This window comes from Streptomyces qinglanensis (genome assembly GCF_900111245.1).
Classification (GTDB): Bacteria; Actinomycetota; Actinomycetes; order Streptomycetales; family Streptomycetaceae; genus Streptomyces; species Streptomyces qinglanensis.
In genome coordinates, this window is sequence record NZ_FOGO01000004.1 from 269230 (window position 1) to 281818 (window position 12589).

Consider the following 12589-nt stretch of genomic DNA (forward strand, 5'->3'; position numbering starts at 1 on the left):
TCCCGCACCGGGGCGGTGGCCGCTCCTGTCCGGGCGCGGGGCGGGCCGCGCGCCGTACCGGCTCAGACCGAGCCGCAGCCGTTCAGGCGGAGGGCCAGCTCGCGGTCGGGACGGCACACGAGGACCTCGTCCGCGTTGTCGATGCTGGCCAGCCGGTAGATCTCGTCGATCAGAGCGGCCACGTACCCGGACGCCAGGCTCCCGTTGCGCCACTCCCAGGCGGCGAACCTGAGCAGGCCGCTGAGGAACTCCTCGTCCACCATCTCCGGGGTGTCCATGGCCTTGAGCATCCCCAGCCAGTGCTCGGCCTCGGGCGTCTCGCCCCGTCCAAGGTGGTGGAGGTGGAGGCAGAAGGCGGCGACGCGCATCCCGGCACCGGCGGCGAACTGCCACCAGAACTGGGCGCTTTCGTGATGCCGGGCCAGGTACAGCATGCACGCGAAGAGGTGGGCGCCGTCCACGTCGATCTCGGTGAGGTCGCTGACGCGGACCAGGAGCATCCAGTCGTCCTGCTCACCGCCGTAGCTCTTCCGTTCACCGATCGCCTCGGCGAGACGCTCCAGGTGCGTGGCGGCCCCGGGGCGTTCCAGGGCCCAGCGCACCACCACCGCCAACTGCTGCCCGGCCACTGCGGGGAGGTCGCGCAGCGGGAGCAGCCCGGCGTCCTCGGCGAGCCGGCGCAGCGCGGTGGGCTCGTCGAAGGTGCGCTCTTCGGTGCGCAGCGCCTGCCCCAGGGAAGCCAGCATGCTCTCGACGCGGCTGCCGGTCACTTGGGATCCTTCCCGTGCTTCACGTGCGAGGGCACGGCTTGCTCCAGGCGCTCCTTGGCCTTGCGGCAGTGGTAGTCGACGGTCCGGGTGGTCACGCCCAGGTACCAGGCGATCTTGCTGGTCTCCAGGTTCATCACCTGCTTGAGGACGACGGCGTCGAACTGGCGCGGAGGCAGCTTCCGCAGGGCCCGGAAGAGGCCGATCTCCTCGTCCGGCTCCAAGCGGGAGAGGCCCTCCCGGAAGGAGTTCAGCTCCTGGGAGACCACGGTCTTACGGAAGATCGCCCAGACCTCGCCCTGCATGTTGCTCGACTGCAGCAGTTCGTCCCAGAGGTTGAGGATCTCCAGGAATGCGCGGTGCACGGTGGCTTCGGCGGCCTGCCAGTTCCCGGACACCACGCGGGCGTACTGGTGGAAGTCCGCCTGGTTGGCCACCCAGAGGGCCTCGAACTCCAGCGGCAGCGGCAGCGGTGCCGTCTCCGTGATCGTGCCGAAGACGATGTGCGGGTGGGCCTCTTCGCTCATGGGTCCTCTTCGTCGAGGGGTGGAAGCGACAACCTGTGAGCATGTCACGTCGTATCGCGTGTGCATGACGACCACTCAACCCTCGAAACACCCCGCACACGCATACCGCTGGGCATAAAAATCACACAGTGATGTCACGAGGCGGCACACCGTAATGACATACTTGTCAGTAACGGCTCCCCAACTGGAGCTTCGGTGCTGCCGTTTCCTGGAGGTCTACACCTCCCGCTCCCCGGCGCGTGACGTATGCCATACCAGGCATATGCGTATCGGCTCCCTTGTGCGTTCTTCCGCCGAGGTCCTCGCAGTGCCACCGGCGTCACCCCACTTGGCGGCCGGGGCGGGCCGCCCCGGCGGCGGCTGCCGTTCCGCTCGGCGGGGCAGTGCGACGGGGACCGGCGCACCGCAGGTCTCATCGACTACCTTCGACTCGCCAGGTGAGGCGACGTCGAACCTCAGGTGTCGCGCCACCCGGGGGTGGCTTACCCGGCGTAAACGGGTAACGTTCCCCACAGAGAGTGATGCGCGGGCGGTAGATATGGGGAGTCAACGGTGAGAAACGGCCCGGAAGCGGTTACCTGCGGTGAGGCCATGCTGCTGATGCTCGCCGAACCCGGCCTCCCCCTGGAACGCGCGACGCACTTCCGGCGTTCCGTGGCCGGGGCCGAGTCCAACGTCGCGGCCGGACTCGCCAGGCTGGGCCACTGGGCCCGCTGGATCGGCCGGGTCGGGGACGACCCGGCGGGCGAGGCCGTGCTGCGGGAACTGCGCGCCGACGGCGTCGACGTCTCCTGCGCAGAGATGGACCCGGAGTCGCCGACCGGGCTGCTGCTGCGCGACAGCCACCCCCGCCGCGCCGTCGATGTGCAGTACTACCGGACCGGTTCGGCCGCCTCGCTGCTCAGTCCAGCCCAGATCACCCCCGAAGCGCTGGCCGGTGTGCGGCTCGTGCACGTCACCGGCATCACCCCGATGCTCTCCGAGGACGCCGAACAGGCCACCCACGCCCTGATCGAAGGCGCCCGGCAGGCCGGTGCCACCGTCTGCTTCGACCCCAACGTGCGGCGCAAACTCGGCACCGACCACGAGTGGATCCGGCGCGTCGGGCCGCTGCTGCGCGAGGCCGACCTCGTCCTCGCCGGGGAGGAGGAGATCGAACTCCTGCTGGGCGCGGGCCCGGACGAGGGTGCCAAGGCGCTGCTGACGCTCGGCCGGGCCGGCACGGTCGTGGTCAAGCACCGCGACCACAGCGCGGTCGCGCACACCGCCGAGGGCCAGTGGCGGCAGGAGCCCTTCGAGGTGCCGGTCACCGACCCGGTCGGCGCGGGCGACGCCTTCGCGGCCGGCTGGCTCTCGGCCCGGCTGCGCGGACTGGACCACCAGCGGGCCCTGGCCGAGGCCGCGTGCGTGGCGGCGCTCGTCGTCCAGGCGCCCGGTGACATCGACGGACTGCCCACCGCCGCCGCCCGCGACCGCGCTCTCGCGGCGTTCACCCGCGGCACCGACCCGGTGCACCGCTGACCCTGCCCCCGCAGGGTCCGGCCCGGTGCCGGCCGGCCGACATCCCACAGACCGAGAGAGGCGGCGAACTGCCGTGTACCGCTGGGAGATCACCAGAGCGGCGCTGGAACAGCGCGTCCTCGCCATCGTCCGCGCGGACAGCTACGAGAAGGCGGCCGCGACCGCCGACATCCTGCTCGCCGCCGGTCTCACCAGCCTGGAGGTCTCGCTGACCACGCCGTACGCGCTCGACGCCATCAGCACGCTGCGCCGCGAGACCGGCGAGGACGTCGTGATCGGAGCGGGCACCGTCCTGGACGGCGCCTCGGCCCGGCTCGCCGTCGATGCCGGTGCCCGCTTCCTCGTCGCACCCGCTCTCGACGAGGAGGTCATCCGGACCGGACACCGCTACGGGGTTCCCGTCTTCCCCGGCGTCGCCACTCCCACCGAAGCGGTCCGGGCGCTGGAACTGGGCGCCGACGGGCTCAAACTCTTCCCCGCCGCACAGCACGGGCCCGGCTGGCTGCGGGACGTGCGCGCGGCGCTGCCGCAGGCGCCCTTCCTGCCCACCGGCGGCATCACCCTGGAGGAGGCGCCCGAGTGGATCGCTGCGGGCGCCGTCGCCTGCGGCATGGGCTCCGCGCTCACCGACGGCCACGACCGGGAGTCGACCACCAAGCGGGTCGCCGGACTCCTCAAGCGCCTCCAGGACGCCGCACCCGACTGAGCAGGGCACCGCGCTGCCCGTCTCCCCCTCCGGCACGGGCAGCCCGTCCGCCGGCGAAGGAGCGGGACGGCAACCCCGCGCTGGCCGAAAACGCCCCGGTGACCTGCCGCGGGCACGCTCCTAGGCTCACCCCATGGCTGACCGGAGCGTGCTGGATCTGAGCCCGGACACGGACGGCATCGTCGACCTCGCCGCGCTGGGGGACGACTTCGTCCGCGACCCCTACCCCGTCTACGCCGCGCTGCGCCGCCGCGGCACCGTGCACCATGTGCGCACCCCGGAAGGCGCGCACGGCTGGCTGGTCGTCGGCCACGAGGCGGCGCGGGCCGCCCTGAACGACCCGCGGCTCTCCAAGAACTGGGCCAACGCCTCGCCGGACGCCGGAACCCTCTCGATCTCCCCCGGCACCCACATGCTGATCAGCGACCCGCCCGACCACACCCGGCTGCGCAAGCTGGTCAGCAGGCAGTTCACCCCGCGCCGGATCGCCGCGCTGGAACCCCGCATCCGGGAGCTGACCGCCGGGCTGCTGGACCGGATGCTCGCACACCCCGACGGGCGCGCCGACCTGGTCGACTCGCTCGCCTTCCCGCTCCCGATCGCGGTGATCTGCGAACTGCTCGGCGTACCGGACCTGGAGCGCGAGCGGTTCAGCGCCTGGAGCGACCACGTACTGAGCGCGGCCCCGGAGGAGGAGAAGCGCGGCTCGGTGGAGGCATTGAGCGACTATCTGGCCGAACTGCTGGAGCGGCAGCGCGCACGGCCGGGCGAGGACCTGCTCAGCCTCCTGATCCGGACCAGCGACGAGGACGGCGACCGGCTCTCCACCGGCGAGCTGCACGGGATGGCCTGGCTGCTGCTGGTGGCCGGGTACGAGACGACGGTGGGGCTCATCGCCAACGGCGCGCTCGCGCTGCTGTGCCACCCCGACCAGCTCGCAGCGCTGCGCGCCGATCCGGCGCTGCTCGACGGAGCCGTCGAGGAGATGCTCCGCTACGACGGCCCGGTCGAGATGTCCACCTACCGCTTCACCCGCGAACCCCTGGAGATCGACGGCACCCTGATCCCCGGCGGCGGCCGGCTCGTGCTGCCGGTCCTGGCCGACGCCGACCGGGATCCGGCGCGCTTCCCGGCGGCCGACCGCTTCGACATCCGCCGGGAGAGCGGCGGCCACCTCGCCTTCGGGCACGGCATCCACTTCTGTCTGGGCGCCCCGCTGGCCCGTCTGGAGGCCCGGATCGCCTTCGGGATGCTGCTGGAGCGCACCGAGCGGCTGGAGTTGGACGCCAGTCCCGCCGCACTGGAGTGGCGGCAGGGCACCGTGCTGCGCGGGGTGAAGAGCGTGCCGGTGCGGTTCGGCTGACCAGTGCGTTTCCGGCCGGAGGGCCGGCGGGGTGGGGGCTGTGGTCCGGGCCGGGGGACGTGTTGTGAAGCATGGACACAGGTCCGTACCAGACTCGTAGGGTACCGGCATGCGGATCAGTCAGTGCCGGGAAGAAGACCTCGAACTGCTCGAGGCGCACATGCCGCTGCGCGGGGCGGCCACCCCACACGAGGCCCGCTACGCGCGGCAGCGGCAGGGCAGCGCCACGTTCCTGCTGGCCTGGAAGGACCGGCGGCCGGTCGGTAGCTGCGAGATCCGCTGGGCGGGGTGCGAGGCGCCTGAGGTGCGGGCGGCCCATCCCGGCTGCCCGGAGGTGCACGGGCTCGGGGTGTGGCACGGAGCCCTCCGCGCCCAGAACATCAGCACAGCCCTCCTCCGGGAGGTGGAGCGCCTGGCCGCGGAGCGGGGCTGCCGCGCGGTCGGGCTCGGCGTCGAGAAGAACAACCCGCGGGCGAGCGCGCTCTACGGCCACCTCGGCTACCGCGACTCCGTGCCGTATCTGGACTGCTGGAGCTACCAGGACGGGGCCGGGGTCGTCCACCGGGTCGCCGACGCCTGCCTGTTCATGGTCAAGAAGCTGTGACCGCCCACCGGGCGCGCCGGTGCCGAGGCGTGCCCGATCGGACCGGCGCCGCGGTCCCGGCACCGACCCGGCGCGGCCCCGGCTCAGCCGGTCCGGGAGGGCTCGGCGCCGTCGAGTGCGGCCGGCTCCACGGGGGCGCCGGTGGCGCGCGACAGTTCGCAGGCTTCCGCGGCCAGCAGCGCCGCGAGGGCCTCCCGGCCGTCGCAGGGGTTGGGGATCTCACCGCGCAGGGTGCGCACGAAGGCGTCGATCTCGGCCTCGTACGCGGGCCCGAACCGGTCGAGGAAGCCGGGCCAGGGCCGCTCCGGCGGCGGGGGAGCGGCCGGCTCCAGTGAGGTGAGGGGGGTGCGCGCGTCCAGCCCGACCGCGAACTGGTCCCGCTCGCCCGCGAGCTCCATCCGCACGTCGTAGCCCGCCCCGTTCATCCGGGTCGTGGTCGCGGTGCACAGGGTGCCGTCGTCCAGGGTGAGGAGCGCGGCCGCGGTGTCCACGTCGCCCGCCTCCGCGAACATGGCGGGACCCGCGGCGGAGCCGGTGGCGTAGACGGAGACGATCTCCCGCCCGGTCACCCACCGCACGGCGTCGAAGTCGTGGACGAGGCAGTCCCGGTAGAGCCCTCCCGAGTGCGGCAGATAGGCGGCGGGCGGCGGCGCCGGGTCCGAGGTCATGGCCCGCACCGTGTGCAGCCGGCCGAGACGGCCCGTGCGCACCGCCTCCCGGGCGGCGGTGTACCCGGCGTCGAAGCGCCGCATGAAGCCGATCTGCAGCAGGGTTCCGGCGGCCGCCACCTCCGCGAGCGCCGCCCGGGTACCGGCCGGGTCCAGGGCGATGGGCTTCTCGCAGAAGGCCGGCAGCCCGCGCCGGGCCGCGGTGCGGATCAGCTCGGCGTGCGAGGCGGTCGCCGAGGCGATCACGACCGCGTCGAGGTCCGCGTCGAAGAGGTCGGGCACGCCGGGTACCGCGGTGGCGCCGAGGGCGGCGGCCGTCTCGCGGGCCCGTGCGGCGTCCGCGTCCGCGACCACCAGTCCGCTCACCTCGGGATGCGCGTCGAGGGTGCGGGCGTGCAGGGTGCCGATCCGGCCGGTGCCGATGAGTCCGATGCGCATGGGCCCCACGCTCGCCCGCGCGCCCGGCGGTGTCAATGTGTTGTCTTTTCGTCCTGACAATCGAATGTACGGTTCACGCGACCGCCGAAGGGCACTACGCTCCCGTTCGTGGCCAAGAATGATCCGGTAGACCTGCAGCTCAGTGTGGACCGCGCCAGTCCCGTCCCGCTCTACTTCCAGCTCGCCCAGCAGTTGGAGAGCGCCATCGAGCGCGGGAAGCTGGCGCCCGGGAGCCTGCTGGGCAACGAGATCGAGCTGGCCGGCCGCCTGGGGCTGTCCCGCCCCACCGTCCGGCAGGCCATCCAGTCGCTGGTCGACAAGGGGCTGCTGGTCCGGCGCCGGGGCATCGGCACCCAGGTCGTGCACAGCCAGGTCAAGCGTCCCATGGAGCTGAGCAGCCTCTACGACGATCTGGAGGCGGCGGGCCAGCGTCCGGCCACCCGGGTGCTGCGGCACGGCGTCGAGGAGGCGACGGGGGAGGTCGCGGCGGCGCTGGGAGTGCCCGAGGGGGCCGAGGTGCGGCTGGTGGAGCGGCTGCGGCTGGCGCACGGGGAGCCGATGGCGCACATGCGCAACCATCTGCCGGTGGATCTGCTCACTCCGCGGGAGGGCGAGCTGGAGACGACGGGCCTCTACCGGCTGATGCGCGGAGCCGGAGTGACGCTGCACTCGGCCCGGCAGTCGGTGGGCGCGCGGATCGCGGACGAGGCCGAGGCGGAGCTGCTGGGGGAGACCGAGGGCGCTCCGCTGCTGACGATGGAGCGCACCACCTACGACGACACCGGGCGCGCCGTCGAGTACGGCTCGCACCTCTACCGCGCGTCCCGCTACTCCTTCGACTTCCAGCTCCTGGTGCGTCCCTGAGTCCTTGAGAGGTGTCCCCGTGCGAGAGCCCCGAGCCGATGACGTTGACGGCCGCCCTGCTCGCCGCTACACATCCCGGTCGGAGGGGGTGGGCGCGGGCCCGGCAGGGGGTTTCCGGCCACCTTGGCGGATATGTGTGCGAAGATCCAGGGCGGTTCCCGACCGTATACCTACCCAGAGAGCAGGACAGGTGGCCAGCGTGCAGAGGTCCCGGCGAAGGTTCCGCAGGTCCATACGTACGACCGGGGCCGCGGTGGCGGCGACGGTCGTCGCGCTGACCGCGCTCGCCGGGTGCAGCAGCACCGGCGGCAAGCGGGCGGAGGAGGCGCGCGAGCAGGCGGCCTCGGGCAAGGCCAACGTGACCACTCCGCGCTGGAAGGTCGCCATGGTCACGCACTCCGGCGACGGCGACACCTACTGGGACATCGTGCAGAGCGGCGCCAAGCAGGCAGCCGACAAGGACAACATCGAGTTCCTCTACTCGCACGACAAGGAAGCCGGCCGCCAGGCGCAGCTCGTCCAGACGGCGATCGACAAGAAGGTCGACGGCCTGATCGTCACCCTCGCCAAGCCCGACGCGATGAAGCGCGTGGTCAAGAAGGCCGTGAAGGCCGGCATCCCGGTCATCACGATCAATTCCGGCCAGGAGGTCTCGCAGGACTTCGGCGCGCTGACCCACATCGGTCAGGACGAGGTCCTCGCGGGTGAGGCCGTCGGCCGCGAGCTGAACGAGCGGGGCCGGAAGAAGGCCGTCTGCCTCATCCACGAGCAGGGCAACGTCGGTCACGAGCAGCGCTGCGACGGCATCGAGAAGACGTTCGACGGCAAGGTCAAGAACCTGTACGTGGACGGCACCAACATGCCGGGCGTGCAGTCGTCGGTCGAGGCCAAGCTCCAGTCCGACAAGAAGGTCGACGCGGTCGTCACGCTCGGCGCGCCGTTCGCGGCCACCGCGGCGAAGGCGAAGGAGAACGCGGGCAGCGAGGCCGAGATCGACACCTTCGACCTCAACGACAAGGTCGCCGCCGGACTGCAGGACGGCACGATCGGCTTCGCCGTCGACCAGCAGCCCTACATGCAGGGCTACGAGGCCGTCGACCTGCTCTGGCTCTACCGCTACAACGCCGACATGCTCGGCGGCGGCAAGCCGGTGCTCACCGGGCCGCAGATCCTCACCAAGAAGGACGCGGGCAAGCTGGCCGAGCTGACGAAGCGGGGCACCCGATGACGGCCCCGGCCCGGCCCGGCGGCCAGGGCGCCCAGGACGGCTCCCCACTGCCGGAGGACCCCCGCCCGGCGGCCCCGGCGGCGGTCGACGAGCGGCTGGTGCACCGCCCGCTGGCGGTCCGGCTGCTGCGGCGCCCGGAGCTGGGCGCCGTGGTCGGCGCGCTCGCGCTGTTCGTCTTCTTCGCGCTGGTCGCGGACAGCTTCCTGCGCCCCTCCAGCCTCTCCACGGTCCTCTACTTCTCCTCCACCCTGGGGATCATGGCGGTGCCGGTGGCGCTGCTGATGATCGGCGGGGAGTTCGACCTGTCGACCGGCGTGATGGTGACCTCCTCCGCGCTGGCCTCCTCGATGTTCAGCTACCAGATGACGGCCAACACCTGGGTCGGCGTCGGGGTGTCGCTGCTGGTCACACTGGCCATCGGGCTCTTCAACGGGATCATGCTCACCCGCACCAGGCTGCCCAGCTTCATCATCACGCTGGGCACCTTCCTGATGCTGACGGGTCTCAACCTCGGCCTCACCAAACTGATCAGCGGCACGGTCACCACCAAGAGCATCAGCGACATGGAGGGCTTCGACTCGGCCAAGGCCGTCTTCGCCTCCACGCTCACCCTCGGCGGCGTCGATCTGCAGATCACCATCGTGTGGTGGCTGCTGCTGGTGGCGGCGGCCACCTGGATCCTGCTGCGCACCAGCGTCGGCAACTGGATCTTCGCGGTGGGCGGCGGAGTGGACGCGGCCCGTGCCGTCGGCGTTCCGGTGGCCCGCACCAAGATCGGCCTGTATCTGGGTGTCGCGTTCGCCGCCTGGATCTCCGGCCAGCACCTGCTGTTCAACTACGACACCGTCCAGTCGGGCGAGGGCGTCGGCAACGAGCTGATCTACATCGCCGCGGCCGTCATCGGCGGCTGCCTGCTGACCGGCGGCTACGGCTCCGCGGTCGGCGCGGCCGTGGGCGCCCTGATCTTCGGCATGGCCAACAAGGGCATCATCTACGCGCAGTGGGACCCGGACTGGTTCAAGTTCTTCCTCGGCGCGATGCTGCTGCTCGCCACGCTGCTGAACGCGTGGATCCGGAAGCGGGCGGAGGCGACCCGATGAGCGAGGTACAGCCGGCCGACGACGGGGCGCTCGTCGAGCTGTCCGACGTCAGCAAGTTCTACGGCAACATCCGGGCCCTGGAGGGCATCTCCCTGACGGTGCGGCCCGGGGAGATCACCTGTGTGCTCGGTGACAACGGGGCGGGCAAGTCCACCCTGATCAAGATCATCTCAGGGCTGCACCAGCACGACGGCGGTACCTTCCGCATCCAGGGCGAGGAGACCCGGCTCTCCTCGCCGCGCCAGGCGCTGGACCGCGGCATCGCCACCGTCTACCAGGACCTGGCCGTCGTCCCGCTGATGCCGGTGTGGCGGAACTTCTTCCTCGGCTCCGAGCCGTCGACCGGCCGCGGACCGCTGCGCCGGCTCGACGTGCAGCGCATGCGGCGCACCACGCACAGCGAGCTGCTGCGGATGGGCATCGACCTGCGCGACGTCGACCAGCCGATCGGGACGCTGTCCGGCGGCGAGCGGCAGTCCGTCGCCATCGCCCGCGCCGTGCACTTCGGCGCCAAGGTGCTGGTGCTGGACGAGCCCACCGCCGCGCTCGGGGTCAAGCAGAGCGGGGTCGTCCTCAAGTACGTCGCCGCGGCCCGGGACGCCGGCCTCGGCGTCGTGCTGATCACCCACAACCCGCACCACGCCTATCTCGTCGGGGACCGCTTCGTGCTGCTCAAGCGCGGCACCATGGCCGGGTCCTACGTGAAGGACGGGCTGGAGCTGGAGGAGCTGGTGCGGCAGATGGCGGGCGGTTCGGAACTGGACCAGCTCAGCCACGAACTGCAGCGCGACTGAGCCCGGTGCTCCGGGCCCGCCGGCCGCAGCCGGGGCGGGCCCGGCGGTGCACGGGACTCCGAGCGCCCGTGCGCCGGACGACGTACCGTTGACCCCTGGCAGCAGCGGGCGCACCCGTGAGACCCCTCCCAGAGAGACGACCACCTCTTGAACGCGGACAGCTTTCAGCGAGCAGACCGGGTCCACCGACGGCGGACGGGCCCCAGCCCGAGCGTGCTGAGGACCGTCAGCACGCGTGAGCGCCGCTCCCATCTGTCGGCACCCCGCGTTCCCACCGTCGGTATCGACATCGGCGGCACCAAGGTCATGGCCGGTGTCGTGGACGCCGACGGGGTGATCCTGGAGAAGGTCCGGGCCGAGACGCCGGAGAAGTCGAAGAGCCCGAAGGTGGTCGAGGACACCATCGCGGAGCTGGTGCTCGACCTCTCGGACCGGCACGACGTGCACGCCGTCGGCATCGGCGCGGCGGGGTGGATCGACGCGGACCGCTCCCGGGTGCTGTTCGCGCCGCATCTCGCCTGGCGCGACGAGCCCCTCAAGGACGCGCTGACGGCGCGGCTGGCGGTGCCGGTGATGGTGGACAACGACGCGAACACCGCGGCGTGGGGAGAGTGGCGGTTCGGTGCCGGGCGCGGTGAGGACCACCTGGTGATGATCACGCTGGGCACCGGGATCGGCGGCGCCATCCTGGAGGACGGCCGGGTCAAGCGCGGCAAGTACGGGGTGGCCGGTGAGTTCGGCCATATGCAGGTGGTACCCGGCGGTCACCGGTGCCCGTGCGGCAACAGAGGGTGCTGGGAGCAGTACAGCTCCGGGAACGCGCTGGTCCGGGAGGCCCGTGAGCTGGCGGCCGCCGAGTCGCCGGTCGCCTACGGCATCATCGACCGGGTGGGCGGCCAGGTCGGCGACATCACCGGGCCGCTGATCACCGAGCTCGCCCGCTCCGGCGACGCCATGTGCACGGAGCTCTTCCACGAGGTCGGCTCCTGGCTGGGGGTGGGCCTGGCCAATCTGGCCGCCGCCCTGGACCCGTCCTGCTTCGTGGTCGGCGGCGGGGTGAGCGCCGCCGACGAACTGCTGATCGAACCCGCCAGGGAGGCGTTCCGGCGGCAGCTCACCGGCCGCGGCTACCGGCCGGAGGCCCGGATCGTGAAGGCACAGCTCGGGCCCGAGGCGGGTATGGTCGGTGCTGCGGACCTGGCCCGGCTGGTGGCCCGTCGCTTCCGGCGTGCCAACCGGCGCCGGCTGGAGCGCTACGAGCGCTACGAGCGGGCGGCGGACAACCTGCGCCGGGCCGTCGGTCAGTGACGGGGCCGGGACAGCCGCCCCGCCGGACATCCACCACACACCCCGAGACGCCCAGCGCCATGCCGCACACCGACGACAGCCCCCGCCCCTCCGAGCCCCGCGAGCGCCCCCCGCACCTGCCCCGCCACCGCCTCGCCGTACTGGTGATCGTGGTGCTGCTCATCGCGCTGCCGGCCGGTTACCTGGTGCAGTCGGCCTTCCAGAGCCGCGCCAGCGGCAAGGACAAGGAGCGCGCCGCCGCCGCGACCAGCCTCACCTACGCGCGGCCCCCCAAGGTCAGCCAGCGGATCTACAGCGTCCCGGTACCGGTCTCCTCGACCCGGGTGGCCTTCTACGAGGCGAACGCCTGGCAGAAGAGCACCATGTGGGTGCAGTTCCGCACCAGCCCCAAGCGGCTCACCGAGTTCCTGGAGGACATCGGGAGCAGCCGGGCCGAACTGGCCGAGGGCGAGGTCGCGATCAGCGGACGCAAGGCCAGAGTGGTCGGCTGGCGGTTCGACGAGCCCAGCAGCCACTACCGGAGCCTGCGCCTCGACCAGCCCGGGAGCGAGCCCGACCTGGTGGTCACGGTGGACACGACGTATCCGAGCAGACCCCGCGTCTACGTCGTCTCCACCGCCGAATTCTGAGCCCGCACGCTTTCTCCACGGCCTGCGCACGCGCTCCGCACGCCCCGCGCACGCTGCCGCCACGGACGCGCT

13 protein-coding genes are annotated in these 12589 nt (G+C 72.0%); 10 read left to right on the forward strand and 3 right to left on the reverse strand.

The window, feature by feature from the left end; genetic code table 11:
• Positions 1–62: 62 nt before the first annotated feature.
• Both BMX65_RS11005 and BMX65_RS11010 read right to left on the reverse strand, forming a co-directional pair.
• A complete protein-coding gene (locus tag BMX65_RS11005) occupies positions 63–770 on the reverse strand; it encodes a hypothetical protein (protein WP_079171817.1) in 708 nt (235 codons plus the stop codon).
• The gene (locus BMX65_RS11010; RefSeq protein ID WP_075000025.1) at positions 767–1294 is read right to left on the reverse strand and encodes a sigma-70 family RNA polymerase sigma factor; all 528 of its coding nucleotides are present in this window, start codon (positions 1292–1294) and stop codon (positions 767–769) included. Before BMX65_RS11010 ends, BMX65_RS11005 begins: the two co-directional genes overlap by 4 nt.
• A gap of 591 nt (positions 1295–1885) precedes the next feature.
• Here BMX65_RS11010 and BMX65_RS11015 point away from each other — a divergent pair.
• The 4 genes from BMX65_RS11015 (at position 1886) to BMX65_RS11030 (ending at position 5488) form a co-directional block, all read left to right on the forward strand.
• Entirely contained in the window at positions 1886–2815 is a 930-nt protein-coding gene (locus BMX65_RS11015; RefSeq protein ID WP_079171818.1) for a sugar kinase, read from the forward strand.
• Between the two features lie 73 nt (positions 2816–2888).
• A complete protein-coding gene (locus BMX65_RS11020; RefSeq protein ID WP_075000027.1) occupies positions 2889–3521 on the forward strand; it encodes a bifunctional 4-hydroxy-2-oxoglutarate aldolase/2-dehydro-3-deoxy-phosphogluconate aldolase in 633 nt (210 codons plus the stop codon).
• Positions 3522–3654: 133 nt separating this feature from the next.
• Entirely contained in the window at positions 3655–4884 is a 1230-nt protein-coding gene (locus tag BMX65_RS11025) for a cytochrome P450 family protein (RefSeq protein WP_075000028.1), read from the forward strand.
• Positions 4885–4993: 109 nt separating this feature from the next.
• Positions 4994–5488, forward strand: coding sequence for a GNAT family N-acetyltransferase (locus BMX65_RS11030; protein WP_075000029.1), 495 nt, complete (start codon positions 4994–4996; stop codon positions 5486–5488).
• A gap of 83 nt (positions 5489–5571) precedes the next feature.
• Here the strand turns inward: BMX65_RS11030 and BMX65_RS11035 are convergent, their stop codons facing one another.
• Positions 5572–6594 (reverse strand): Gfo/Idh/MocA family protein, encoded by a 1023-nt coding sequence (locus tag BMX65_RS11035; RefSeq protein ID WP_075000030.1) that lies wholly within the window; start codon positions 6592–6594, stop codon positions 5572–5574.
• Positions 6595–6738: 144 nt separating this feature from the next.
• On the opposite strand from BMX65_RS11035, the gene BMX65_RS11040 reads away from it, so the two are divergent.
• The 6 genes from BMX65_RS11040 to BMX65_RS11065 all read left to right on the forward strand — a co-directional run bounded on the left by BMX65_RS11040 (position 6739) and on the right by BMX65_RS11065 (position 12517).
• Positions 6739–7458, forward strand: coding sequence for a GntR family transcriptional regulator (locus BMX65_RS11040; protein ID WP_075000031.1), 720 nt, complete (start codon positions 6739–6741; stop codon positions 7456–7458).
• 232 nt (positions 7459–7690) lie between these two features.
• The gene (locus BMX65_RS11045; protein ID WP_075000288.1) at positions 7691–8686 is read left to right on the forward strand and encodes a sugar ABC transporter substrate-binding protein; all 996 of its coding nucleotides are present in this window, start codon (positions 7691–7693) and stop codon (positions 8684–8686) included.
• Positions 8683–9786, forward strand: a complete 1104-nt coding sequence (locus tag BMX65_RS11050) for an ABC transporter permease (protein ID WP_079171819.1) — start codon at positions 8683–8685, stop codon at positions 9784–9786. The genes BMX65_RS11045 and BMX65_RS11050 overlap by 4 nt, the downstream gene beginning before the upstream one ends.
• Positions 9783–10580: an ATP-binding cassette domain-containing protein gene (locus tag BMX65_RS11055; protein WP_075000032.1), complete on the forward strand. Its 798-nt coding sequence runs from the start codon at positions 9783–9785 to the stop codon at positions 10578–10580. The genes BMX65_RS11050 and BMX65_RS11055 overlap by 4 nt, the downstream gene beginning before the upstream one ends.
• 213 nt (positions 10581–10793) lie before the next feature.
• Positions 10794–11888 carry an ROK family glucokinase gene (locus BMX65_RS11060; protein WP_019357145.1) on the forward strand — a complete coding sequence of 365 codons (1095 nt, stop codon included), beginning with the start codon at positions 10794–10796 and terminating at the stop codon, positions 11886–11888.
• A 59-nt stretch (positions 11889–11947) separates the two neighbouring features.
• Entirely contained in the window at positions 11948–12517 is a 570-nt protein-coding gene (locus tag BMX65_RS11065) for a hypothetical protein (protein WP_075000033.1), read from the forward strand.
• Positions 12518–12589: the final 72 nt, after the last annotated feature.